The organism is Bradyrhizobium sp. NDS-1, from assembly GCF_032918005.1.
Taxonomy (GTDB): domain Bacteria; phylum Pseudomonadota; class Alphaproteobacteria; order Rhizobiales; family Xanthobacteraceae; genus Bradyrhizobium; species Bradyrhizobium tunisiense.
This window is the reverse complement of record NZ_CP136628.1, coordinates 2,099,535-2,123,740: the sequence shown is the minus strand read 5'-3', so window position 1 is coordinate 2,123,740 and position 24,206 is coordinate 2,099,535. Positions and strand designations below refer to the sequence as shown.

Annotated in this window: 14 protein-coding genes and 2 pseudogenes; 2 read left to right on the top strand and 14 right to left on the bottom strand. The window is 59.8% G+C overall.

Features of this window, described 5'->3' with window-relative positions:
• Positions 1–29 precede the first annotated feature (29 nt).
• From gltB to RX330_RS09960, 12 genes are all read right to left on the bottom strand, one after another.
• Positions 30–4,790, bottom strand: coding sequence for a glutamate synthase large subunit (gltB, locus tag RX330_RS10015; protein WP_317242872.1), 4,761 nt, complete (start codon positions 4,788–4,790; stop codon positions 30–32).
• A 132-nt stretch (positions 4,791–4,922) separates the two neighbouring features.
• Entirely contained in the window at positions 4,923–6,041 is a 1,119-nt protein-coding gene (locus tag RX330_RS10010; RefSeq protein WP_317242871.1) for a TlpA disulfide reductase family protein, read from the bottom strand.
• 201 nt (positions 6,042–6,242) lie between these two features.
• Complete coding sequence (locus tag RX330_RS10005; protein ID WP_317242870.1) at positions 6,243–6,725, bottom strand: hypothetical protein; 483 nt, start codon at positions 6,723–6,725, stop codon at positions 6,243–6,245.
• A 111-nt stretch (positions 6,726–6,836) separates the two neighbouring features.
• Positions 6,837–8,903, bottom strand: a complete 2,067-nt coding sequence (locus tag RX330_RS10000) for a prolyl oligopeptidase family serine peptidase (protein WP_317243871.1) — start codon at positions 8,901–8,903, stop codon at positions 6,837–6,839.
• 176 nt (positions 8,904–9,079) lie between these two features.
• Complete coding sequence (gene fdxB, locus RX330_RS09995) at positions 9,080–9,364, bottom strand: ferredoxin III, nif-specific (RefSeq protein WP_148775419.1); 285 nt, start codon at positions 9,362–9,364, stop codon at positions 9,080–9,082.
• A 105-nt stretch (positions 9,365–9,469) separates the two neighbouring features.
• Positions 9,470–9,940 (bottom strand): NifX-associated nitrogen fixation protein, encoded by a 471-nt coding sequence (locus RX330_RS09990; protein WP_317242869.1) that lies wholly within the window; start codon positions 9,938–9,940, stop codon positions 9,470–9,472.
• 10 nt (positions 9,941–9,950) lie between these two features.
• Entirely contained in the window at positions 9,951–10,346 is a 396-nt protein-coding gene (gene nifX, locus RX330_RS09985) for a nitrogen fixation protein NifX (RefSeq protein ID WP_085399643.1), read from the bottom strand.
• A complete protein-coding gene (gene nifN / locus RX330_RS09980) occupies positions 10,343–11,749 on the bottom strand; it encodes a nitrogenase iron-molybdenum cofactor biosynthesis protein NifN (RefSeq protein WP_317242867.1) in 1,407 nt (468 codons plus the stop codon). Before nifN ends, nifX begins: the two co-directional genes overlap by 4 nt.
• Before the next feature lie 9 nt (positions 11,750–11,758).
• Entirely contained in the window at positions 11,759–13,402 is a 1,644-nt protein-coding gene (nifE, locus tag RX330_RS09975; RefSeq protein WP_317242866.1) for a nitrogenase iron-molybdenum cofactor biosynthesis protein NifE, read from the bottom strand.
• 117 nt (positions 13,403–13,519) lie between these two features.
• The gene (gene nifK, locus RX330_RS09970; RefSeq protein WP_317243870.1) at positions 13,520–15,079 is read right to left on the bottom strand and encodes a nitrogenase molybdenum-iron protein subunit beta; all 1,560 of its coding nucleotides are present in this window, start codon (positions 15,077–15,079) and stop codon (positions 13,520–13,522) included.
• Positions 15,080–15,160: 81 nt separating this feature from the next.
• Positions 15,161–16,663, bottom strand: coding sequence for a nitrogenase molybdenum-iron protein alpha chain (gene nifD / locus RX330_RS09965; RefSeq protein WP_085399646.1), 1,503 nt, complete (start codon positions 16,661–16,663; stop codon positions 15,161–15,163).
• 1,357 nt (positions 16,664–18,020) lie between these two features.
• Positions 18,021–18,494, bottom strand: coding sequence for a helix-turn-helix transcriptional regulator (locus RX330_RS09960; RefSeq protein ID WP_317242865.1), 474 nt, complete (start codon positions 18,492–18,494; stop codon positions 18,021–18,023).
• A 2,525-nt stretch (positions 18,495–21,019) separates the two neighbouring features.
• Here RX330_RS09960 and RX330_RS09955 point away from each other — a divergent pair.
• Positions 21,020–22,087: pseudogene (locus tag RX330_RS09955) on the top strand (cytochrome-c peroxidase).
• Positions 22,088–22,456: 369 nt separating this feature from the next.
• Positions 22,457–22,612 carry a hypothetical protein gene (locus RX330_RS09950; protein ID WP_317242864.1) on the top strand — a complete coding sequence of 52 codons (156 nt, stop codon included), beginning with the start codon at positions 22,457–22,459 and terminating at the stop codon, positions 22,610–22,612.
• 247 nt (positions 22,613–22,859) lie between these two features.
• On the opposite strand, the pseudogene RX330_RS09945 reads toward RX330_RS09950, so the two are convergent.
• Positions 22,860–23,036: pseudogene (locus RX330_RS09945) on the bottom strand (hypothetical protein); the annotation flags it as partial.
• An 861-nt stretch (positions 23,037–23,897) separates the two neighbouring features.
• Entirely contained in the window at positions 23,898–24,101 is a 204-nt protein-coding gene (locus RX330_RS09940) for a 4Fe-4S dicluster domain-containing protein (protein ID WP_085399650.1), read from the bottom strand.
• Positions 24,102–24,206: the final 105 nt, after the last annotated feature.

Sequence of the window (24,206 nt, the reverse complement as noted above, 5' to 3'; positions counted from 1 at the left end):
ATCTGCCCATCATCGGGCACGTGCGGTGTTCAGTATGTCGGTGGTACTGTCTCAGCTCCCGGAGCTCGATCGCGATTCGGCTCGGCGTCCGCGTTGGCGGCCATTTCGCGCAGCGCGCGCCGATACTCGACCGGCATCACCTTGCGGAATTTGGGCAGCCAGCCCTTCCAGTTGGCAAGGATGTCGGCGGCGCGCCTGGAGCCGGTCGCTTTGGCATGGCGCGAGATCAGGACGTGCAACCGCTCGACGTCGGACGAGAGCAGGTCCTTGAACACGTCTACCCCGCCATGCGCCTCGGGGTCACCGGCGTGATGATAGGTACCGGCTTTGATCAGCTCTTCGGACAGCACCGGCTCGAGATCGACCATCGCCATGTTGCACAGCTTGTCGAAGTCGCCGCTCTCGTCGAGCACGTACGCAATGCCGCCGGACATGCCGGCCGCGAAGTTGCGCCCGGTCTTGCCGAGCACGACCACGATGCCGCCGGTCATGTATTCGCAGCAATGATCGCCGGCGCCTTCGACCACCGCGACCGCGCCGGAATTGCGCACGGCAAAACGTTCGCCGGCGACGCCGTGGAAATAGCACTCGCCCTGGATCGCGCCGTACATCACGGTGTTGCCGACGATGATGCTTTCTTCCGGCACGATGCTGCTGTTCTTCGGCGGCTTGACGACGATCTTGCCGCCGGACAGGCCCTTGCCGACATAGTCGTTGGCTTCGCCTTCGAGCTCGAAGGTGACGCCTTGCGCCAGCCATGCGCCGAAGGCCTGACCCGCGGTGCCCTTGAGGTTGACATGAATGGTGTCATGCGGCAGGCCGGCATGGCCGTAGATCTTGGCGACCGCACCCGACAGCATCGCACCCGCAGAGCGGTTGGTGCTGTTGATGGCGGCCTCGATCTTCACCGGCGCGCCGCGGTCGAGCGCGGGCGTGGCCTTCTCGATCAGCGTGCGATCGAGCACGGCTTCCAGATGATGGTTCTGGCGCTCGGAGTGGTAGATCTTCTGGCCCTTCTCCTCCTTCTGGCGGACAAAGAGCTTGGAGAAGTCGAGACCCTTGGCCTTCCAATGCGCAACCAGCTTGGTCTGGTCGAGCAGCTGGGTCTGGCCGATCATCTCGTTGAAGCTGCGGAAGCCGAGCGAGGCCATGATCTCGCGGACTTCCTCGGCGACGAAGAAGAAGTAGTTGATCACGTGCTCGGGCTGGCCGGTGAAGCGCTTGCGCAGGACGGGGTCCTGGGTCGCGACGCCGACCGGGCAGGTGTTGAGGTGGCACTTGCGCATCATGATGCAGCCGGCCGCGATCAGCGGCGCGGTGGCGAAGCCGAACTCGTCGGCACCCAGCAGCGCGCCGATCACGACGTCACGGCCGGTGCGGAAGCCGCCGTCGACCTGGACCACGATGCGGCTGCGCAGCCGCTCGCGCACCAGCGTCTGGTGGGTTTCGGCAAGGCCGATTTCCCAGGGCGAACCGGCATGCTTGATCGAGGTCAGCGGCGAAGCGCCGGTGCCGCCCTCGAAGCCCGCGATGGTGACATGGTCGGCGCGCGCCTTGGCGACGCCCGCGGCGACCGTGCCGACGCCGATCTCGGAGACGAGCTTGACCGAGACCGCGCCGTCCGGGTTGACGTTCTTGAGGTCGTAGATGAGCTGCGCCAGGTCCTCGATCGAATAGATGTCGTGGTGCGGCGGCGGCGAGATCAGGCCGACGCCAGGCGTCGAATGCCGGACCTTGGCAATGGTGGCATCGACCTTGTGGCCGGGCAACTGGCCGCCTTCGCCGGGCTTGGCGCCCTGCGCCATCTTGATCTGCATCATGTCGGAGTTGACGAGATACTCCGTGGTGACGCCGAAGCGGCCCGAGGCGACCTGCTTGATCGCCGAGCGCATGCTGTCGCCGTTCGGCAGCGGCTTGAAGCGGTCGGCTTCCTCGCCGCCTTCGCCGGTGTTCGACTTGCCGCCGATCCGGTTCATGGCGATCGCGAGCGTGGTGTGCGCCTCGCGCGAAATCGAGCCAAAACTCATCGCTCCCGTGGCGAAACGCTTGACGAGGTCCTTGACCGGCTCGACCTGGTCGAGCGGCACCGGCTTGCGCTTCTCTTCGTCCGCGTTCTTGATCCGGAACAGGCCGCGCAGCGTCAGCAGACGCTCCGACTGCTCGTTGAGGATCTTGGCGAAGTCGCGATAGTCTTTCAGCGAATTGCCTCGCACGGCGTTCTGAAGCAGCCTCACCGACTTGGCGGTCCAGGCATGGTTCTCGCCGCGGCTGCGATAGGCGTATTCACCGCCGACATCGAGCGCGGTCTTGTAGACCAGCGCATCACCGAACGCGTCGGCATGACGGCGCACGGCTTCTTCGGCGATCTCGGCAAGGCCCACGCCCTCGACGCAGGTGTGCGTGCCGGCGAAGAATTTTCCGACGAAATCGGCCTTGAGGCCGACTGCGTCGAAGATCTGCGCGCCGCAATAGGACTGGTAGGTCGAGATGCCCATCTTGGACATCACCTTGAGCAGGCCCTTACCGATCGACTTGATGTAGCGCTTGACGATCTCGTAGTCGTCGAGCGAGCCGGGCAGGCGGTCCTTCATCGCGATGATGGTTTCGAACGCCAGATAAGGATTGATCGCTTCCGCGCCGTAGCCCGCGAGACAGGCAAAGTGATGCACTTCGCGCGGCTCGCCGGATTCGACGACAAGGCCGACCGAGGTGCGCAGGCCGGTGCGGATCAAATGGTGATGCACGGCGGCGCAGGCCAGTAGTGACGGGATCGGCACCCGATCGGTATCGACCATGCGGTCGGACAGGATGATGATGTTGACGCCTTCGCGCACGGCGCTTTCCGCGCGCGCGCAGAGCTCGTCGAGCACCTGGTCCATGCCGGCAGCACCAAGACCGGCGTGGAAGGTGGTGTCGAGCGCGCGCGACTTGAAGTGGGTTTTGGCCAGGTCCGAGATCGAGCGGATCTTTTCGAGATTAGCATCGGTCAGGATCGGCCGTCGTGCTTCGAGGCGCTTGGTGGTGGCAAGTCCTGGGATGTCGAACAGGTTGGGCCGCGGTCCGATGATGGAGACGAGGCTCATCACCAGCTCCTCGCGGATCGGGTCGATCGGCGGGTTGGTGACCTGCGCAAAGTTCTGCTTGAAATAGGTGAACAGCGGCTTGGCCCTGTCCGATAGCGCCGAGATCGGCGTGTCGTTGCCCATCGAGCCGACCGCTTCCTCGCCAATCGAGGCCATCGGCGTCATCAGGATCGCGATGTCTTCCTGGCTGTAGCCGAACGCCTGCTGGCGATCAAGCAGCGACAGGTTGGAGCGCACGCCGGTGGCCGGCACCTTCGGCAGCTCTTCCAGCACGATCTGGGTCCGCTCCAGCCACTCCTTGTAGGGATGGCTGCGGGCGAGCTCGGCCTTGATCTCGTCGTCGGGGATCAGGCGGCCCTGTTCGAGGTCGACCAGCAGCATCTTGCCGGGCTGCAAGCGCCACTTGGTGATGATCTGGTCCTCGGGGATCGTCAGCACGCCCATCTCGGACGCCATCACGATGCGGTCGTCCTTAGTCACGAGATAGCGCGCCGGCCGCAGACCATTGCGGTCGAGCGTGGCGCCGATCTTGCGGCCGTCGGTGAACGCGATCGCGGCCGGGCCGTCCCACGGCTCCATCAGGGCTGCGTGATATTCGTAGAAGGCGCGGCGCTTCTCATCCATCAAGGGATTGCCGGCCCACGCCTCCGGAATCATCATCATGACGGCGTGCGGCAGCGAGTAGCCGCCCTGCACCAGGAATTCGAGCGCGTTGTCGAAGCAGGCGGTGTCCGACTGGCCTTCATACGAGATCGGCCACAGTCGGTTGATGTCCTTGCCATAGAGCTCGGAGCTGACCGAAGCCTGGCGCGCCGCCAGCCAGTTGACGTTGCCGCGCAGCGTGTTGATCTCGCCATTATGCGCGATCATGCGATAGGGATGCGCCAGCGACCAGGTCGGCAAGGTGTTGGTGGAGAAGCGCTGGTGAACGAGGGCGAGCGCGCTCTCGAAATCCTTCTCGTGCAGATCGGGATAGTACTTGCCGAGCTGGTCGGCGAGGAACATGCCCTTGTAGATCACGGTGCGGCAGGCCATCGAGCAGGGGTAATAGTCCGCCAATCCGCGGTCGCGGCGCTGATAGATCGCCTGCGAGATCGATTTGCGCAGGATGTAGAGCCGGCGCTCGAAATCATCCTCGGTCTTCGCGGTGCCGTTGCGGCCGATGAACACCTGCATGCAGGCGGGCTCGGTTGGCTTCACGGTGACGCCGAGCGAAGAGTTGTCGGTCGGCACGTCGCGCCAGCCGAGCAGGGTCAGGCCCTCTTCCTTGATCTGGTCGGCGATGATGCTCTTGATGACGTTGCGCCAGGCGGTGTCGCGCGGCATGAACAGCGCGCCGATGGCGTATTCACCGGGGGCGGGCAGCGCGAAGCCGAGCTCCTTGGCCTTGCGGCTGAAGAAGGCGTGCGGGATCTGCACCAAAATGCCGGCGCCGTCACCGGCGCGCGGGTCGGCGCCGACAGCGCCGCGATGCTCGAGATTGCAGAGGATGCTGAGCGCGTCCGAGACGATCTCGTGCGACTTGTTGCCCTTGATGTTGGCGATGAAGCCGACGCCGCAGGAATCTTTCTCCAGGCTCGGATCGTAGAGGCCTTCGGCCGGCGGGCGCGAACTGTGTTCCTGAATCGGATCGGTCGTTTTCGAAGCGACCGTCGCCGACAGTTCTTCTGCCACGATGTTTGCGCGCTCGAATTGCGACCCGTTCATTGTTCCAATCCTCTCCGTGCGGCAAGCTGCCTCACCGCCATCTTCGGCGCACCTTGGGCGTTCCGCGGCACCCGCTTCTGGGTCACCGCTCGTCCTCTGCGAGCCGCATTTTCTTAAATTCAGGCCAAGAATTCAGACCAAGGCGTTCTTCGTCCCCGAGAACGACTTTGCCTCCTCATCCTCGTACTTGGCCAAGGCCGCAAGCAACAGCCGCAGGTAGTGTGCCTTCTGTTCAGCCGGCATTGGCTTCGGGTCGTCCAGCGACTTCACCGCCGACTCAGCTAACTCGACCGCACGATCGTTGTCGCCGCATTCGAAACAATACTGGGCGACCGCCACATAGGACAGAAACTTGCGGCCGGCCCAGCCTTCTGGAGAGTCCAGCGCGAGGATGTGTTCGGCCAAGTCCTTGCCAATCGCAAAGCGATCAGAATGCGGGACATCAGAGTTCTTCTCCGCTGGATTAGAGAGTTGGCGGATCGCTTGCACCCTCCACAACTCGGATTGTTTTTCGATCGCATCGCGAGCCAATTGACGCATAACGGGTAATCCCGTCTGCATGTCATGGATTTTGTGCAGGGCTAGATCCTCATGAACTAGGTGAACGTTGATGTCATCCGGCATGATTGCGACGCCCTCTTTAGCGGCCGAAAGCGCCGTCGACGAATCCTTCGCCTTCAGCGTCAGTCCAATTTTGCCCCAGAATGCTTGCGTCCGGGCTTTCTCGCGCATTTCAGATTCTGCTTCAGCGATTCGCTCAGCATCCGCTGCTTTGGCTTCATCGCTGGTGCGCCAGGTGCCATTTACGATTGTTGGAAACACGTCATACAGTTGCATCGGGTGACCGATAAAGGCGACGCGACCGTCACGGTCGATGACGAATGAGGTGGGGATAGTGCTGGAAAGGCTGGGCGCCATCCAAGACTTCTTCATGTTTCCGGCGTAATCGAACGCGATCCGAAAGTTCAGCTCCGAGCCGTTCTTGGTCAACCACGCGTCCAAGTGAGTTCGCGCCTCCTCGGCCGTTGAACCTCGCTCGGAAGCTGCAACTGCAATGACCTCAACTGCGCTATCGTCGTATTTCTCTTGCAGCTGCGCGAGGTGGGAAATCTCCGCCACACATCCGCCGCACCAAGTCGCCCAAAACGCGACAATATACAGCGTACCCAGCTTAAAGTTGGTGAGGGGCTCGCCACGTACCCAGCTCTCCACTCTGATCGGAGGAGTTGGCGACTCCATACGAAGATTCATGTTGTTCTCCAAAGATATTGCCAAACCTTCACGCGAATGTTTGCGCAAGCTCGTCTGTCTCTAAGAAACGCGGCCCGAGTACGAGAGAGCGCGTCTGCATGCACTCCGCCTGACACCGTGCTCGATCTCAGCAGCAATGGCCGTGCCAACGCCAGCAACGAACATCACGCGCCTGATCCGGTCTGAGATTGCCTCGGCAGCTCAACATGACGGTACGTTTGTAGCTAAACGGTCTCGTTCGATGTCAGACATCGGACGCGGGTCGAGCGCTTCGGGCCGCGGGGTTTGTGCCTCGCCCATCGTGACGATCGCTGCTGGCGTTTTGAGGATCGCTGCCGTAACCGCCGGCGCGCGGCGCCGGCAAATAACAGTTGGTATGAGCCTCGCTCGCTCTATCTGTCTGACCTGCTTCTTAAAGAAAGCGCGGCCGCGGCTGCCTGAAGATAATCCTGTCGCCGAATTGAGCGCCTGCGGAACGTACAAAAGGCAATTCGAACTTTTAAATCGCGAACTTTTGTGCGGATACATTCTAAAGGGCAAGACAAGACGCAGTGACGCAGTCCAGTCCCGGTCCTGGAAGATCACGCGCAGCACCGGGCTGAGATACAGCACGTAAGTGAGGTCATAGAGTTGTGAAGAGAAACGGTCGTTATCAAAGTCCCGGCGAGACAGTAACTCCACCATGCGTTGGTTCAAGCACGCAGGATCTCGAATCGGCCGTAGCAGGAGTTCTGGACGGCGGTCAGATTGCCCTCGCTCTGGTCGATATCGTACGAATGTCATCTGGCAATTGCGTTAGCTGGCTGACGCCTCCTCCTCCTGCCAGCCAATCTTGCTCTTCAGAAATTCAAAGCCCAGCGCTTCGAGGCCGGCGCGCTCTTTGTTGTCCTTGCCGCGGCCGTGCCCGCCCGCCGCCTCGTAGAAATAAGCCTCATAGCCCATCGCCTGGAGCTTTGCGGCCATTTTGCGAGCATGTCCGGGATGGACGCGGTCGTCCCGCCGCCTCGTGGCGATCAGGATTGGCGGATAGGGCTGGCCGGGTTTTGCGTTGTGATAGGCGGAATAGGTCTTCAACCATTCCCAGTCCTCACGCTTGTCGGGGTCGCCGTACTCCGCGATCCAGCTCGCGCCGGCAAGCAGCTTGGTGTAGCGGCGCATGTCGGTCAGCGGGACGGTGCAGAACAGCGCGCCGAAACGCTCCGGGTATCGCGTCAACATGTTGGTAATGAGGATGCCGCCGTTCGATCCGCCCCTGGCTGCGATCCGTTTCGCTTTCGTGACACCGCGGCGGATGAGATCGGCGGCAACGGCCGCGAAGTCGTCATGCGACAGTTTCTTGCCGGCGAGCCGGCCAGCCTCGTGCCATCGCGTGCCGAACTCGCCGCCGCCGCGCAAATTCGCCTGCACAACGGTGCCGCCGCGCTCCAGCCACAGCTTGCCGAGCGACGAATTGTAATATGGTTTCACCGAGCGACCGAGGCCGCCATAGGCGGTCATATAGACCGGCGCATCGCCGGTTTCGCCTGCGGGGCCGGTCTGCACATAGGGGATATGCTCGCCGTCGATCGAGATCGCTTCATGCTGCGTCACCACCAGGCCATCGGCGGTGAAGGCCTTCGATGCCTGCTTCAACACGACAGGACTTTCGACGCCGCGCTCGATCAACAGCAGCGAGGGCGGCGTGAGCGGGTCCTGCACTTCGGCGAGCAGGTCGCCGTTGCTCTCAGACGGATGACAATCGAGCGGCCGGACGTCGACCACGCCGATTTCAGGAAGCCCGCCGAGTATCGCGCGGCTCCAGCCCGTGGCGAATGGCGTGCAGATCTGGAATTGCGGCTTAAGTTCGTCGAGGATCGAGAGCACCAGTCTGCCGGCAGTCCAGAACAAGTCCTGCAATGCGCGCCGCGGTCCGGGCTCGAACAGGAGCGAAAAATCGCGGCTGCCTGCAAGGAAAGCCGAAAGCGAGATGCCGAGGACGGCATCGGTGGCATAGGTTCGACCTCCGGTCGACCAGGGCTGGCGCAGCTTCATCGCAAACCAGTCGCCATGGGCCTGCATCCAGATGCCGGACGGGAGCTCGAGCTTCGTGGTGGTGCCGGCGTGATCGCGCAGCCAGATGCGCTGGTTGAAGAAGTCGATCCGATCGATGATCCAGGTACGCGGGACCGCGCCGGTATGGTCCGCGAGGCCATGGACACGCATGTGATCAGCCGCGGTCTCGAAGATCACTTCTGCCCGATCCACAGGTTCGCCACGACACCACAGGCGAACGGTCCTCGAATATCCGGAGCTCGTGACCATGCCCTCGCCATGGGCGCTGGACAGCAGCAGCGTGTCCGTGTCGAGCCAGTCGACGCTGCCCTTGGCTTTCGGCATCGCAAAGCCGTTCGCGACGAAGCTCCTCGTGTCGGCGTCGAATTCCCGCAAGGTGACGGCATCGCTGCCGCCGCGCGACAGGCTTAAGATACTTCGCGGGCTTCCCGGCAGTGAGCTTGTCGAGTTCAGTAGCCAGTCTTCGCGCTCGCTTGCCGCAAGCTGGTCGATATCCAGCATGATCTCCCACGCCGGATTGGGTCTTCGAAACTCCGGCATTGTTGTCCGCCGCCACAGCCCGCGCGGGTTGGTGGCGTCCTGCCAGAAATTGTAAAGATAGCTGCCGCGGCGCCAGCCGTACGGGATCCTGTCAGGCCGATCGTAAATCGCGGTCAGCGCATCGCGATCTCGTCCCGCGGCCGGTCCGCCGAACACGCGCAGCGTCCTGCTATTCTGCCGCTCGACGAAGTTCAACGCCCGTCCGCTTTCGATCTTTTCCAACCATAGATAGGGATCATCATCTGGAGTCGAGGCCGTTGGCCTTTCAATCCGCGACTGCAACGGCACACCTTTTTTGACCAAGATTCACTCCATGCTTAGCATTGACGCGCACTTTCGACAGGATTCAAGGCTTCGCCGTACATGTCGTCGGCTCGATGCCGGATCTTCCGAGCTACCTTTGTCTCTGACAAACCACCCCTGTTCATAGCGAGAGAAAAGTCGATTCAAGCAGCTGGCGCGTGGGTCTGACAGTTTGTCGGACAGACCCGGGCGCAGGCGCTGCAGCCGATGCAGGCCCCCTCGTCCTTCATCACCATGACCTTCTTTTCGACCTCATCGTCGTCCTCATCGAGATCGATCAACTCGCCGCCCTCGCTCAGGCCCTTCAGCGTCATGACCTCGCGGCCGCAGACCTTGTAGCAGCGGCCGCAGCCGATGCACTTGTTCGGATCGATCCAAACCAGGTAGTCCGGCCTCCAATCGCGGCCGTCGCGGGTTCTGAATGACATGGCTTGAGGTCCGTTATGCTTTGTGTAGCGCCTGGAGAACTTGGCGCTTTGGCCGACAGCTTCTTTATTTCCGCTTTCAGGCTTTCAACATCGCTCATACTTGCCTCAATAGTTCGCCACGTCCGGGAACTCGCGGATCATCTCAACACCACTGTTGACGATTTCGTCGCCTTGGTCGGCAAGATGACACAGATTGTTGAAACCAAAGCGATGCACGTCCCGTAGCTGCTTGCTCACGACAACGAGCCGGCCCCCGATCAGTACGATCCGACCGAACCCTTCCTGATGCATCTTCAACATTGGCGAGATCATCACGCCCGTCGCCTTCTCGATCGAGAGCGCAATGGCGTCAAAGAACAACTGCAGTCGCCATATCGTGTCGGGCTCGGGATTGCCAACGATCGGCAGCGCACGGCGCTTGCGTTTGTCCAGAATGTAGGGGTCGAGCAGGTCGAGGTCCTTCTTGCCCTCCCAGGCGCCGTGGGTGTCCTGGGCGCGCAAGATCTTGATGAGCTCTTTGAGAAATGGCCGCTCTGCCGCGGGGGCGGCTGGATTGATTTCAGACTGATCGGGCATCCTCTTTCCTTCAGGCTTCGAAATCCACCGTACGTTCCGAGCTTTTGGTGAGCAGCTTCCGCAGCCAGGGCGGCGGCGACCCCTTCAGCACGGTCTCGAGTTTGACGCAAAGGTCGTCGATGGGCTCTGGTTGCAGCACCTTCATCGGATGGATGTTGCTCGCGACGACGCGCGCAGCACCCGAGCCGCCGATCGCCGCTACATAGAGAATTGCGCAGTCCCTGATCGCCTGGATCTTCGGCGCCAGCTTATCCTCATTGCCGTCTTCCGTGAGGTCACCGCCGAACTGAACCGCCTCAATAAACCGATGCCCGTCCGGGCCGACCTCGTAGATCACGATGTTCTTGGCCCAGCCGAAGTGCGCATCGACGTGCTTCAAGTCCTGAGTGGCGAATGCAACTTTCATCCGAGTGGTTTCTCTTCCTGCTCAATGCAACTGGGGCGGATGGACCTGCAGGTCACCGCAGGTGATCGCCAGGAGTCGGGCGTCGGCCCATGGTTGGTTTCGCGGTCGGTGATGATCAGATTGGCGATATCAAAGATCAGATCACGCGTGCCGCGATAGCCCACGGTCGTGAGGTGCGCAGCGCCAAGGCGATCGAACATCGGAAAGCCCACCCGGAGGAACGGAACATTGAGTCGCGAAGCGGCCTGTCGACCGTGTGAATGCGACATCAAGAGGTCGCAGTCACGTAACCTGGCAAGCTCTTCAAGATCCTCCAGATCGCCGATCAGGACGTCCTCGGTCCTGACCCGCTGGAGCACCGGTGAGTTCGTCGTCGTCACCGCAGCCGTTACCTGCGCCCCCATCTCGTGAAGGAAGCTGGAGAGATCGAATAACAAGTCCGGCTCGGCGCCGATCGCGAGCTTGCGGCCGCCGATATGGAAATGCGCATCCAGCATGGCGTCTGCCAGCTGTCCACGTTGCCGGCGATACTTCCAGGGCACCGACCGGCCGCTGATCTCGCTCAGAAACGCGATGAATTCGTCACTTGGCATAAGGCCGCAGAGCCGCTCGAACAGACGGAACGGCGTGCCTGTCCGAGCCTGCATGATCTCGGCCGCACAGCGCATTTGCGCGCCGATTGCGATCGTCCAGGCCGCCTGCCCCATCGTCGCGATCTCGTCCATTCCAATGCCGCCGATCGTGGTCGGCGTGAATTCGTCGGGGATGTGGCCATCCAGCGAACCGGCAACGTCCGGCAGGAAGGAGGGCTTGAGCCCAAAATCCTCAAAGATCGTGCGAAGCTCGTCGAGATCGCCGGGCGTGAGGTGGCAGCCAGGTAGCACGTTGACGCGGGCGGCGTCGCGCGGTCTCGCTGGGTCGACGGGAGCCACGAGCGCCTCGATCATCCGCGCCACTGTTTTGCCCCAGCCATCCTGAAAGGCATCCTTGAAATCCGGCGTCGAGACGTAGACAAGGGGAAGCTTTTTGAGCTGCGGATGCTTCTGCCGGATCAACCTGATGAAGGCCTCGACGTCATCGCCGTTGGTCTCGGTGACGCCAGTCGAATTGATACCAATGATCTCGGGCCCGACGCGATTGTAGATGTTGAGGATCGCCTGTTCGAGATTCTCGAGACCGCCGAGCACGGTAGCAACCTCGTTCATGGCGGTCGTCTGCATCGGCACGGCTTCGTTGAAATGGCGCACGAACAGCGTCAGCCCGAACGAGGCGCAACCTTGCGGCCCGTGCAAAAGGGGCATCGCGCCGCGGAGGCCCATGAAGGCAAATGAGCCGCCGATCGGCTGGCTCATCTTGAGCGGATTGACCGAACAGGCTTTCTTCGAGGCAGTGACGATCGCCATGTCGTTCTCCTACTCCACCGCCTGCAGCGCCGGGGGCTGGAGATCGGAAAGAGTGTCCTTACAAGCATGGCCCCTTGCGGTGGAATTGGTGCACGGCTTGGCGGGCTCGACGAGGTTCGGGCCGTGCGCCGCAATCGCGCTCTCACCATCGCCGATCTCACTTCTGTTGGAGAAACTTATCGTCTTGACGCCGTTCGTGTTCGCGCCCCGAACTGGATCAACGGCTTGCGCACCCATCTGCGCAACCGTCTTTGCCTGTCGCTTCCAATCGAACTCATCCCAGGGCGCGCCTTGGCGGAGCTGATCCCATATCGGATTGTAGAGCGCTTTCTCGATCTCCTCCATGAGCTTGACAATCCCGACATAGCCCATATAGGCGTGGCAGCGCTCCTGGTTGATATCGAGCCATGGCGTCGCCGCCTTTAGTGCGACGAATTGCGACTTGCCGCCCGAAAGCATGATGTCGGCTTTTGCGTCCTTGAGCATCTTGTAGATCTCGGGCGGTGACATGTCCTCGATCATGTGGGCGTGCTGGCCCATCAATTCCTTGATACGTTCCTTGTCCTTCTCGGTCGATTTCTTCACGGACGCGCCGACGATTTCGAGTCCGGCCTCCTGCAAAGCGGCCACCATCGACCAGGATTTCACGCCACCGGTGATGAGAACGACCCTCTTGCCGGCAAAGCGCGACTTGAAACGTTCGATCGCAGTCCAGGCTTTGGTCTCTTCGCGTACGATTAGGGTTTGCGTTCGTTCCATCAGCTCAGCCGGCGCGCCACGTTCGATTAGCATGCGCGCGATCTGGCGCAGTGAATCGCTGGTATCCTCAATACCGTAGAACGATCCTTCAAAAAACGGGATGCCGTAGCGCTGCCTCATCTTGCGTGCGACGTTGATCATTGCTTTTGAGCAGACCATCATCGCGGCTTTGGCTCGGTGTGAATAAGCGACCTCGCGGTACTTGCCGTCCCCCGAGATGCACGACAGGATCCGAATTCCGAGCTCGTCGAGCAGCGGCTTGACCTGCCAGAGCTCGCCGGACAGGTTGTATTCGCCGATGACGTTGATGTCATACGGAGTGGTGTAATCGGGCTCTCCGGTACCGATGACGTGCGCCAGCAGTGCTTCGCCTGCGAGCTTGTTACCAAGGTTCTTCGACCCCACAAATCCCGGTGCATTGATGGGAATGACCGGTTTGCCGAATTTGGCGGAGGCCGCCTTGCAGACCATATCGATGTCGTCACCGATCATCGCGGGCACGCAGGTCTGGTAGACGAAGATGGCCTGTGGGTCGTATTTTTCTGTGATCTCCTTGACTGCCTTGTACAGCCGTTTCTCGCCGCCGAACACGACGTCGGTCTCGCTCATGTCAGTGGTGAAGCTTCTGCGCCACAGATCGGAGCCGGACGAGGCGGAACCGCGATTGTCCCAGGAATTGCCCTCACAGGCGATTGGACCATGCACAAGATGGGCGACATCGGTGAAGGGCTGCAGTGCGATTTTGGCGCCATCGAAGGCACACCCGCCGGCGGCACCGCCCGGCTTCAGCTGCTTGGTGCATCCATTCTTGCGCTCGATGTTCGACTTGCTCGCGTTCTTGGCGCAGCCCGGTTCGTTAAAGACGTCCAGTATGGTCGTGCGAAGCGAAGTCATGGTGTCTCTTTCGGGAATGTCAAGACGCCGCACAGACCAACCGGATGGCCGGCGGATAATCTGTGGTCCCCGCCACAGCGCCGCTGTTCCTGCGGACGATGAGGCGGGGCGCTCGCCTTAGCGTATGATGTCAAAGCTGTAGTCTGTCTTGCCAACCGAGCTGGTCTTTCTATCGATCTCATCAAAGATCTTGTCTAGAATCTTGACCAGCACATTCATGCTACCCTGATAGCCCCACACTGGATAACGATGGTGATGATGGCGATCGAAGATGGGAAACCCGATGCGGATTAGCGGTGTTCCAGTGTCACGCTCGAGATATTTTCCGTAGGTGTTACCGATCAGGAAATCGACCGGTTCTGTGAACAGGAGCGAACGCATGTGCCAGAGATCCTTGCCGGGGAAGGCGCGGCAGTTTTTACCGAACGGCGAGCTCGCGAACAGCGCCTGCATTTTCTGCTGCCAGGCCTTACCCCCGTTCGTCGAGAGCACGTGGGTGGGCTCAGCGCCGAGCTCTAACAAGAATGCGGCCACGCCATAGCAGAGGTCAGGATCGCCGTAGATCGCGAACTTCTTGCCGTGAAGATGCGCGCTAGAGTCAGCCATTGCGTCTACCAGACGCCCGCGCTCCCGCTCCAGCGCATTTGGAATTGCCTTGTTGGTGATACGCGACAGCGTCATCAGGAAATCGTCCGTGGCGCTGACGCCCAAGGGGTGATTGAAGGCGACGACCTCCTGGTCGTGCCCCTTGATGAAGGCCAACGTCTTCTCCGTACAATATTGCTGCATGGAAATGGTTGCCTTCGCGTGGACTGCGTCCGCGGCATCCTTCAGCGTGGTGCCGCCATCATACATGCGGAACTCGCCGTCGGTGGGGGTGTCGAACACATCACTGTTGTCCGAGAGGATGGTGTAGCCGATCCCCATCAGCTCGAATATGCGCTTTATTTCACGCATGTTACCGACAGTGTAGCCGTCGAAGCCGCCGATGAAGTTGATCGTGTCGTTGGCCTTGCGCTGGAGTTTTGGTGCCGTGCCGGCTTTGCCGTCCCAAAAATGCTCGAGGATGCCCTTGAGCGTGTTGTCGTAGCCGGTAACGTGGCTGCCGACGAATGCAGGAGTGTGAGCGAATGGTACATCGTAGTCCGCGGGGACTGAACCTTTTTCCTTGGATGTTTTGATGAAGGCGTTGAGGTCGTCGCCGATGACTTCCGCCATGCAGGTCGTCGCGACCGCGATCATCTTCGGCTTGTACATGTTGTAGCTGTTGGCAAGCCCGTCGGTAAGATTGTTGAGCCCCCCGAACACGGCCGCGTCTTCCGTCATGGACGAGGAGACGCACGAGGTCGGCTCCTTGAAGTGGCGTGACAGATGGCTGCGATAATACGCAACGCAGCCCTGTGAGCCGTGGACGAACGGCAGTGTGCGCTCGAACCCGAGCGCAGCGAACACCGCACCTAGCGGCTGGCAAGCCTTCGCCGGATTGACCGTTAGCGCCTCGCGGGCAAAGTTCTTCTCGCGGTAATCGGGCGTCTTGGACCATTCTCTGATACGGTCGACTTCGGCGGGATCATGCGGATTCTCAAATAGCGCCTTCTTATTGGCCAGCATCTGCTGGTATTCGTCTCCCCGGAAAAGCTCAGAGTGGTCGAGTATGTGTTCGGCGTTCTGTGTCATCATGGCACTCTTTAGGTTCTTGTGTTCGTTCTCCTGCCCTTCCCCTCCTCTGCGGAAGAAAGAGGCCGGGCGTCGGCGTTCCTATTCCGCCGCCATGAGGCTCGGCCGCGGAGCGTCCTTCCAAGGTGCCGTGGTCTTCCCCCAGATCGGGGAATTGATCGCCATGTCCATGTCGCGGGCGAAGATCGCGAAGCCGTCGTAGCCGTGGTAAGGACCCGAGTAGTCCCAGGAATGCATTTGACGGAACGGCACACCCATTTTCTGGAAGACGTATTTTTCCTTGATACCGGAACCTACGAGGTCTGGCCGGATCTTTTCGACGAAGCGCTCGAATTCGTAGCCGGTGACATCGTCGTAGATCAGTGTGCCATCTTTGACGTAGTGCTGAGCGGTGCGCTGGTAGTCATCGTTATGCCCGAACTCATAGCCTGTGCCGACAACATCCATGCCGAGGTCCTCGTAGGCGCCAATGACATGGCGAGGACGTAAGCCGCCAACGAACAGCATTACGGTCTTGCCTTCGAGCCGCGGCAGGTATTTCGCGGTCACCGCATCGACAAGCGGTTGATATTTCGCGATGACGCGCTCGGCACCTTCTTTGATCTTATCATCGAAGAAGCTTGCAATTTTGCGCAGCGACTCCGCGATTTTGGAAGGCCCGAAGAAGTTGTACTCGCACCAGGGAATCCCGAATTTTTCCTCCATGTGCCGTGAGATGTAGTTCATCGAGCGATAGCAATGCAATATGTTGAGCTTCGCCTTCGGCGTCGCCTCCAATTCAGCGAGAGATCCATCCCCGGACCACTGGGCGATGACGCGCAGGCCCATTTCTTCGAGTAGGATCCGTGACGACCAGGCATCGCCGCCGATGTTGTAGTCGCCGATAATCGCGACATCATATGGCGTCGGCTCAAATTTTGAACTGGCCTCTGGGGCGCTCTTGTCGAAGATCCAATCTCGAACTGCGTCGTTCGCGATGTGATGTCCGAGCGATTGTGACACGCCACGAAAGCCCTCGCACCGCACAGGCACGATGGTTTTGCCGCCATATTCCTTTGACTTTTCTCTGGAGACCGCCTCGATATCGTCGCCGATCAAACCGATCGGACATTCGGACTGAATGGTGATGCCCCTGTTGAGAGGAAATAGCTCCTGGAGCTCATCGATGAGTTTCGTGATCTTTTTATCGCCGCCGAATACGATATCCTTTTCCTGGAAATCGGAGGTGAACTGCAGTGTCACGAAGGTGTCGATGCCGGTCGTGCCGACGTAGTAGTTGCGCCGCGAGCCCCAAGAGTACTGACCACAGCCGACCGGACCGTGGCTGATGTGGATCATGTCCTTGATCGGCCCCCAGACCACGCCCTTGGAGCCTGCGTAGGCGCAGCCACGGATGGTCATCACGCCCGGAATGGACTTGATATTCGACTTGACGCCACAATCCGACCTCCCCGCCTCGTGAACACTGAGATGCTTGGCGCGTCTTTTGGCGGTCTTCTCTGGGTAGACCTTCAACACCTCATCGATTAGCTGCTTGTTGCGCGCCTTGATCTCAGCGACACTCTGGGTAGTTGCTCGGCTCATACAAATTTCCTTTGATTGTCGCCTCAGATCATGAAGCGACGCTTTTCCGGTAGACCGACGGATTTCCGATCCGGCATTCAGGTGTAAAACGTGCAATCTCCGTGACCGGTCCTACCGATCGCAACTTCGCGGCCTTCCGGATCATGCGGCGGCGGTCGTTCACGATCTTGCAGTTCATCTCGGCTGAGCGCTTGCGAACGCGGTGTTTGTGACGCTGTTGACTTGTCGACGGGATCGCTGACCAAGACGCGTCTCGGTGAAGTCATGCCTACTCTCCAGCGGGTGGTCATATCGGCTTCTTTACTCACTGGCTGCCATCAGGGGGTGTCCCTCTGCATGTTGTTGCAAAAGGCTAACAGCCGCCTCTTGCGCAGGGGTTTGCAATGAGTGTGCCAGCGCTGGTCGAAGACAAAAACCCACGTCTGTAGAGCTAGATAGTTGGCAGGATGCGGATTGTTAGAAACCTGACCTGTTGGCCACCGACAGGCGTACCGGCTAACGGCCTGTCTGAAACAAGACAATCAGTTGCGCTCTCCGGGAAATCTACGCCGCCAAAGATCGGTTATTCGCCGCATTGAAGGTCGAGTTAGGGACGCAGAAAGATATCGCCAAGGAGACATCGCTCAACTTGAACATCCCCGAGCACCGGCATTTCGGGATCCGACTCATCGCTGCCATCGTCGCGCTTTCCGCTGTGATGAGCATGTCCGTCGGTGACTGGTTGGAATGATCCTGCTGGCCGCGGCGTACCTTCTGTCAACCATCGCCGCCTTCGGGATTCGGCATGACTACCCCTGGGTTGGCCATCCTGAACGTCGTCTGTGGCTGCACCGTACTCGGCGGGCTTGGGTTGTTCGTGTGGGCGCTGATTGGTCTTGGGAAATCGGCATTGGACGCCATGTCACAGTATTCGGCACTCGGCCTGGCGAAGACTGCAGTCGGGGATCCCGCTCTAAAGATATCCGATTACGATCTGCGCTCTGGATGGAAGATGCCCGGCTTGCAAGTCGAGATCTTCTCCTTCGAGAGAAAGAGGGAGTCCGGTGGAATCAGCCCAATCCATCGAGCTGCCTCGCCCGCGTTCCTTGCTTCTGTAACGGCGAGTTGGCTGCACTCAGCCGCCAGTCGGTTCACGACCTGCTCACGACCCGTTTGGAGCTTCTCGCGCTCCTGCTGGGGCGCTTCGGTCTCTCGGGCGAGCTCCGCGTCCTTGCTCGCCCAGTTGTTCCTGAAAGCGCAGGCAGGTCTCCGCGAGGAGAGGGGCGGCGAGGGATTTTCAGTCCGCCGAATGTAATCATTGCAGTTCGGGCACGACAGGCGGGGTCATGAGCGGTTTTGGGCGCCGTCGCGTTGGATGTCATGAACCCTCCCCTTTTCGGCAGCTCTCAGGCCGGAATAACGTGATCCGGCCCGCTCTGCCACGCTTCCGATGTGGCTTTACCGTTATCTCGACGTCCTGGTGGAACGCCGTCAGCATACGCAGCAGCTTTACCACAGAAACCAGCCTGAACTGGCCCCGAAGCATCCTAGACAGGTTGGGCTGCTTCACGCCCACCAGCCTCGCGGCTTCGGTCTGAGTGATCTCCCGCTCCGCCATCAAGCGCTTCAGTTGTACGACGAGTGCTGCCTTGAGTTGGTGCTCCTGGGCGTTCGCCAGGCCGAGATCAGCAAAAATGTTGCCGGAGCCCCGGCTGTGGGACGGCAGCTTCTTCTTCTTCGTGCTCATCATCGGGCTGCGTCTGTTCCTTGTCGATAGCTTCGGTGTCGCGCAGGCGCTGCCGAAGAGATGCCCCTTCTGCGGGACCAGTTCGTCCCTGATGCTGATCAGCACCTTAAAGAGCTGCTGATCGGCTCGGGTGAAGGTTAATTTGAAAGCTCTACAGCGCTCGAGTGCCTTCGGAGATTTAGCTTAACTTGTTGCGCGTGTGCTCGCCTTGGAGGACAGCACACAGGCCGGGGAGCACGTATTGTGTGCGGCTAAGAGTATGGACGGTAATTCGTGTCCGAGCGCCTGCGGAAATCAGCGTAAGACACGAGTTCACCTCCGTAGAAGAGATTCGGGCCAATCTGTGAACTCCAATTCGAAGCTACGTAGGCCAGCGGGTTTGGTCGTAAATTTAAGGGTCTTCCCTGAAAGGGCTGCCAATGAGCCAGATGCGAACTTGAATACTGTCGTGCCGGAAGTTGCGACCGCAATGCCCTGCTCGCCTTCCATTGTAGAGAAGCCGGTCGCCTCGGAGAGTTGTCCAATTGCAACTCCCTCCAGCGCGCGGTGAAATTCCAGGGAAGCCAAGTATGACCCTTTGTCAGCAGCCCACTCACTGACCGACACTGCTGTGATCCCCGCGTCGCTCAAGAGACCACCCGCGATCCGGCAGCCATATTGAACGCTGAGAATGACCCGCTCATTCCGAACTCCGACCGGCTCTCGATCGGCGGCAGTGATCGTGCACGCGTACCGCCTTGTGTCCGCAACCGCGCCCGTGCTTGGCCCGAACAACTCGAGCGCGGAACACAATACAAAAGCGAGAACGGGTCTTATCATTCGGCTGCACCTGGTCTGGAATATCGTTCGCCTACTCTGTACAATCTGACGCTACGGCCGATTCAAGCTTCTTCGATCGCTCTGTCGGATGAAAGCTAGTCACGGTGACCGCGGTGTCGCAGAAACGTGGCGATCGGTGTCCCCCGGCGACACCCCTGGATGGGTGCCCGAACGATTCCAGTATCCGCGTTCACGCCGCGCAGCGGGCCAGCACGTCGGTGAACCAAGGCTATGGACCGACGCCATTCAGCTCGGCGGCGGCTATGAGGGGCCCGACGGCCCGCGGCGCCGGAGCGCTACGTTCCTGACGCGGGCGCAGGCGTTCTGCGGGCGGAAGCCATTTCCGCGCCAATGCCCCGCGGCCAGGTCCCGAAATTTTCTTCACAGTTTCAATGTAAAAGGAAACGTGGTCGCCAGGAGCCGGTCAAAGGCAGTCTGCCGCTCAAGCAGACGCTCTTCGAGGAACTTACGCTCGACACCACTCAGCTCACATTGAAGCCTTCTGCGACAGCGCCAAATGTCATTCCGTATGTATCTGATCTCATTCAAGCGATCGTCAATCGAAGCCATCACGCATACCATATTCAACCTGAACCAGCCATGGACAACTGGTCAATCACGTCTTTCCGGGGAAGACGCCGATGACATGTCACGACCTGGCCATCTGCGGACATGATGTCACGATCTCCTCCCAGCATGTCCTCTTGTATCGCAGTCTTTCAACGCAAGGGCACGAAGTGACGGTTGCTTCCGCAGAAGTTCAGCGGCTTTTGCCATCAGCGCGCAGGACTTCAAAAGCTGCCACTCGCCGTAGTAAGACGAAGTGGTTTGTTATTCCAACCAACACCCGGCCTGATCCGGTGTCATGCCGGCGACTTGAGCTGGTTCGAATGGGAGTATCCGACTAATCGGACCGTCGCACCGTCAAGCTCTGGGTAGCCGCGCCTTTCAGATTTGAGAACGGCAATTGTCATGCCAGCGGACTTCAGGTGGAAGGCAGGCCATGTTCAGGCTTGGGGCTGGTCCGTTACAAAGGAGCGGGATTTCGCGGCGGCGGCGCGCCGGAGCGGCCCGGATATGAGTCGGAGAGGCTTCAGTCGGCAGGGCGCGGCGAAATCGTGAGCGATGCGCACCGCCGGCGCTCGGCTCAGTGTCTCGCCAAACCTGCGTAGACCTTTATTACCGCCGTTCCCGCGTTCGGCCCGCAAGCTGGCAATTCGATCTCATCACAAAACTCTCTGTGCGATGATGTCTAGCCGGGACTGGCGCTTGTCGCATCTGCAACACTGCATGTATTCATCAAGCCAAGACATCCGACGTTGTTTGTTCGCCCGGACTCGCTCTGCAACTAAATCAGCAGCTTGCACGTCAGATACAACTGGCATGGCGGTTGCTATTGTCAGCCACACCGTGAGCGCTGAGCGCGACCAGCGGTGTAAGACGCATATGATCAACTTCGCGGGAGCGTATTGGCCAACCAATCGATTGATGGAGCACCGATGCGGCCACCGGACAGCTTACCCTGGCACACCCGTTGTTGTCAGATCGACCATCACGCCGAAGGTTGAGGCGCTCGTCTGATCTACCAACCAAATGTCGTTATCTGGCTCAAAGCGAACTCGCGAATCAAATAAGAGCCAAACCCTCGTGCGCGCACGCCGGGAGCAAGTACCTCGAAATCGCGCGTTTGATGCAGCCGCTTCGCTTTCAGAGGATCCGGGGCATACTGCGCCGACCCGTTGACGGAACGGAGGGTGGCCTCGTTGTCGACTGTCTTCTTGATTAACAATCAGAGCTGATGAGGTGGGTGTATGAACAAATCGATCCGGAAGCTTCGGCCTGTGGCCGAAGCATCTGTTTTGGCGATTGGGCTGCTGTTGTCGCCAGCAGCTAACGCTGACGATGATCTGATGAGAACCGCCAAGCAGATCTTCCATCCGATCCCCTCAGTCATTCCTGCGGTAAAGGACAATTCAGTCACACATGAAACGGTCGGGCTTGGCAAGATGCTGTTCTTCGATCCGCGGCTATCGGCAAGCGAAATCATTAGCTGCAATACGTGCCACAATCTCGGCACCGGCGGAGTCGATGCCGGTCCGACCTCAGTCGGCCACGGCTGGAAGGTCGGCCTACGTCGGGCCCCAACCGTCTACAACGCGGTGTTCAATGTGGCGCAATTCTGGCACGGACGCGCCGCGGACCTGAAGGCGCAAGCCACCGGCCCTGTGCAGGCGAGTGCCGAAATGAATGCGACCCCGGATCATGTGCTCGACACCTTGAACTCAATGGCCAGCTATGTCGCCTTGGTCAAAAACGCCTTTCCGAACGAAGCGAGACCGGTCACCTTTGAAAACCTTGCCAAGGCAATCGAGGCTAATGAAGCGACTCTCATTACACCTGCGGTCCCATTCGATCAGTATCTGGAGGGCAATCCACATGCTCTGGATGATCAGCAGAAGTCAGGGTTGGCGCTGTTTATAGAGAACGGATGCGCCGCTTGCCACAAGGAAATCAAAGTCGATGGACAGGCCTACCTCCCATTCGGCGTGATGAAAACGCCTGACGCAAGCCTGCTCCCGGGCCGCCGATAAGGGTTGGTTCGCGGTCACCAAGGCAGTCGGTGACGAATATGTCTTCCGCGCGGCGCTCTTGCGGAACGTCGGTTGCGAGCCCCTTATTTCCATTCGGGCCAAGTTTGGAGCGTGAAGCAAGCTGTTGCCCTGATGAGTGAAATCCAGCTCGGCGCCAAGCTTAGGGATGAGGAAGAGAACGATATCGTAGTGTTTCTGTATTCGCTGATCGGGCGGGTACCTAAGATCGAGTATCCGCCACTACCCACGCGTACAAACACGAGGCCAAAGCCTTCCATAGATAGATAGGATTAGCAGCACCGGCCTCATGCTTGGTGTAGCAGATGCCATGCACGTACCCCGGGGTCACGCAATGGCGTCAAAATGAATGATCCCGTGCCGTCACTCATAGCCAGGCATATAAAAAAGCGCCCGGCCTACTCTGGAGGCCGGGCGAAAGTCACGCAGGAGCGACGCTGCTTTACGCATCGCACCAGCTTTCGTCGGTAGGGAGGACTACCGGCGATCGATTTACGGCGAGGGCATTCGCCGTCAAACAACGAGAAGCGGATATCGCCTCCGCGGAAAATCTGGAGCCGCTTGCCTTCCGCTCCTGTGGGACACTTCAGGACTGCCCACCACTCGCACCCGCGTCCAGTTGGCAAGGCAGTGCCTTTGATGGAGCTGGATCCTTCGCGCAATGCGCCGCGCCCTGAAACTCAAGCGGCCGCTTACCGTCGCGCAGCAGCATTTGGCATCCCCAAAACACCAGCAACGCTCGATTATCTTCCCGAAGATCGTGCCAAGGCGCCAATCTCCTATGACATTCCGTAAGGGAGGTAAAATAGATTGTTGTGATGGGACGCATCCACGCGATGGATAAATGAAAAGCAGAGCTGGATTAGCATCGACCATTAATGACTTCGATCGGCATCGCCGGCAGGCTATCGGCCGTCGGATCGAGAATCGAGCTTGTCGCCGGCTGTTATGCGACCGCCTTGGCCAACGCCGGTCGGCATTCCCGTCTCTGGAACTTTGGGAAGCTCGCAAGGACATCGCAAGCCCCCAAAGGGTGTGCATCTCATTCGCAAAAGCGTGGCAAAACGGTCGGCACGTGGCGCAGCCCGCAACGCGCAGCCACCATATTGACGAGCGCGGGACGCACCTCCTCCCACTTTCGAGTTTTCAGCCCGCAGTCGGGATTGATCCAGAGCTGCCGATCAGACACTCGCTGCGGCGCCAACACAATAAACTGCTTGGAGGCTCCGCCTGTGAATGCGTTCGCGTTCGATACCCTGTTCGGGTAACCGGATGAGCTCCGCGGCCGGAACGAGCCCGGGCCGCTTTCGATATCTGTGTGATTGCGACGGGCCTGGTTTTTCCGTCAGCAGCTTCTCGAAACCGCCTGTCAGGAAGTTGCGATCATCCTCGGCAGGCGTCCGTTTGATCACACCGCCATGAGGCTCCTTAGGAATTGCCAATGCCAGATTACTCTAGAATCGCAGGAATGATCAGGTCGGACAGCTTGGTATACGGCTGGCCCCGCGACGAGCCATGAGCTCGATCGCCTCCGTGCCGTTGGTCAGGACGATCTCCTCGGTGCGGCAGGTATTCACGTGCTGAGCGACTTTGGCGCGCGCCTTCGATGCGTCCGCCGCCGCTTGGCAAGTGGAGCCCGGACGCGGGCGATATGCAGGAACAGCTCCTGACCTCAGGATGCATTCCGAGTTGCGAAACTGGAGTAAGCAGCCAGAGCGCGGGCGGCGGGATCGGGCTATGACCCTACACTCCAGGCACTCGTGCACGGTGACCATGGGCAAGCGGAGGCCGAGCTTCTCGGACCTCTTCAGGATCTCCGGAACGATCTCGTCGCGCGAGGAGACCGTCTCTTCGGCTCCGAAGTGACGCAGTTTTAGATATTCTGCAAGCGATCCTTCGACGCCCGTCCACCTCGCCTCGGCTCGTCAGCCAGCGACGACAAGCCTCAACGCGGCCACTGGAGCATCGAAGCGGCCTTGTCCTTATTCGAGATAAATTCGAGCTGTCCTCCGACAAAGCCCCTTTGAGCTCGACTTCGACTACTTCGTTCACGACATCGATGAAGCCTTACGCGGGCTGCTTATGCTGTCTTAGACGGGACACAGGTGTCAGGCATCGGACAGACGGCCGCGCATTGCGGCGTGTCGGAATGGCCCTCGCACTCCGTACACTTTTTGGCATCGATAACGTAAATGTCGCGCTTGAGGCTGATTGCCGCGTTGGGACACTCGAACTCACATGCACCACAAACGGTGCATTGCGAAGCGACGATCTTGTAAGCCATGCCTTCCGACTCCTTAGGCGAGCGATGCCATTGGCGATCCCTTCAAATGCCGTGCCAAACACAGATAGGCGCAATGGCGGGCAATTTGCGCAATTGTGCTGTCCC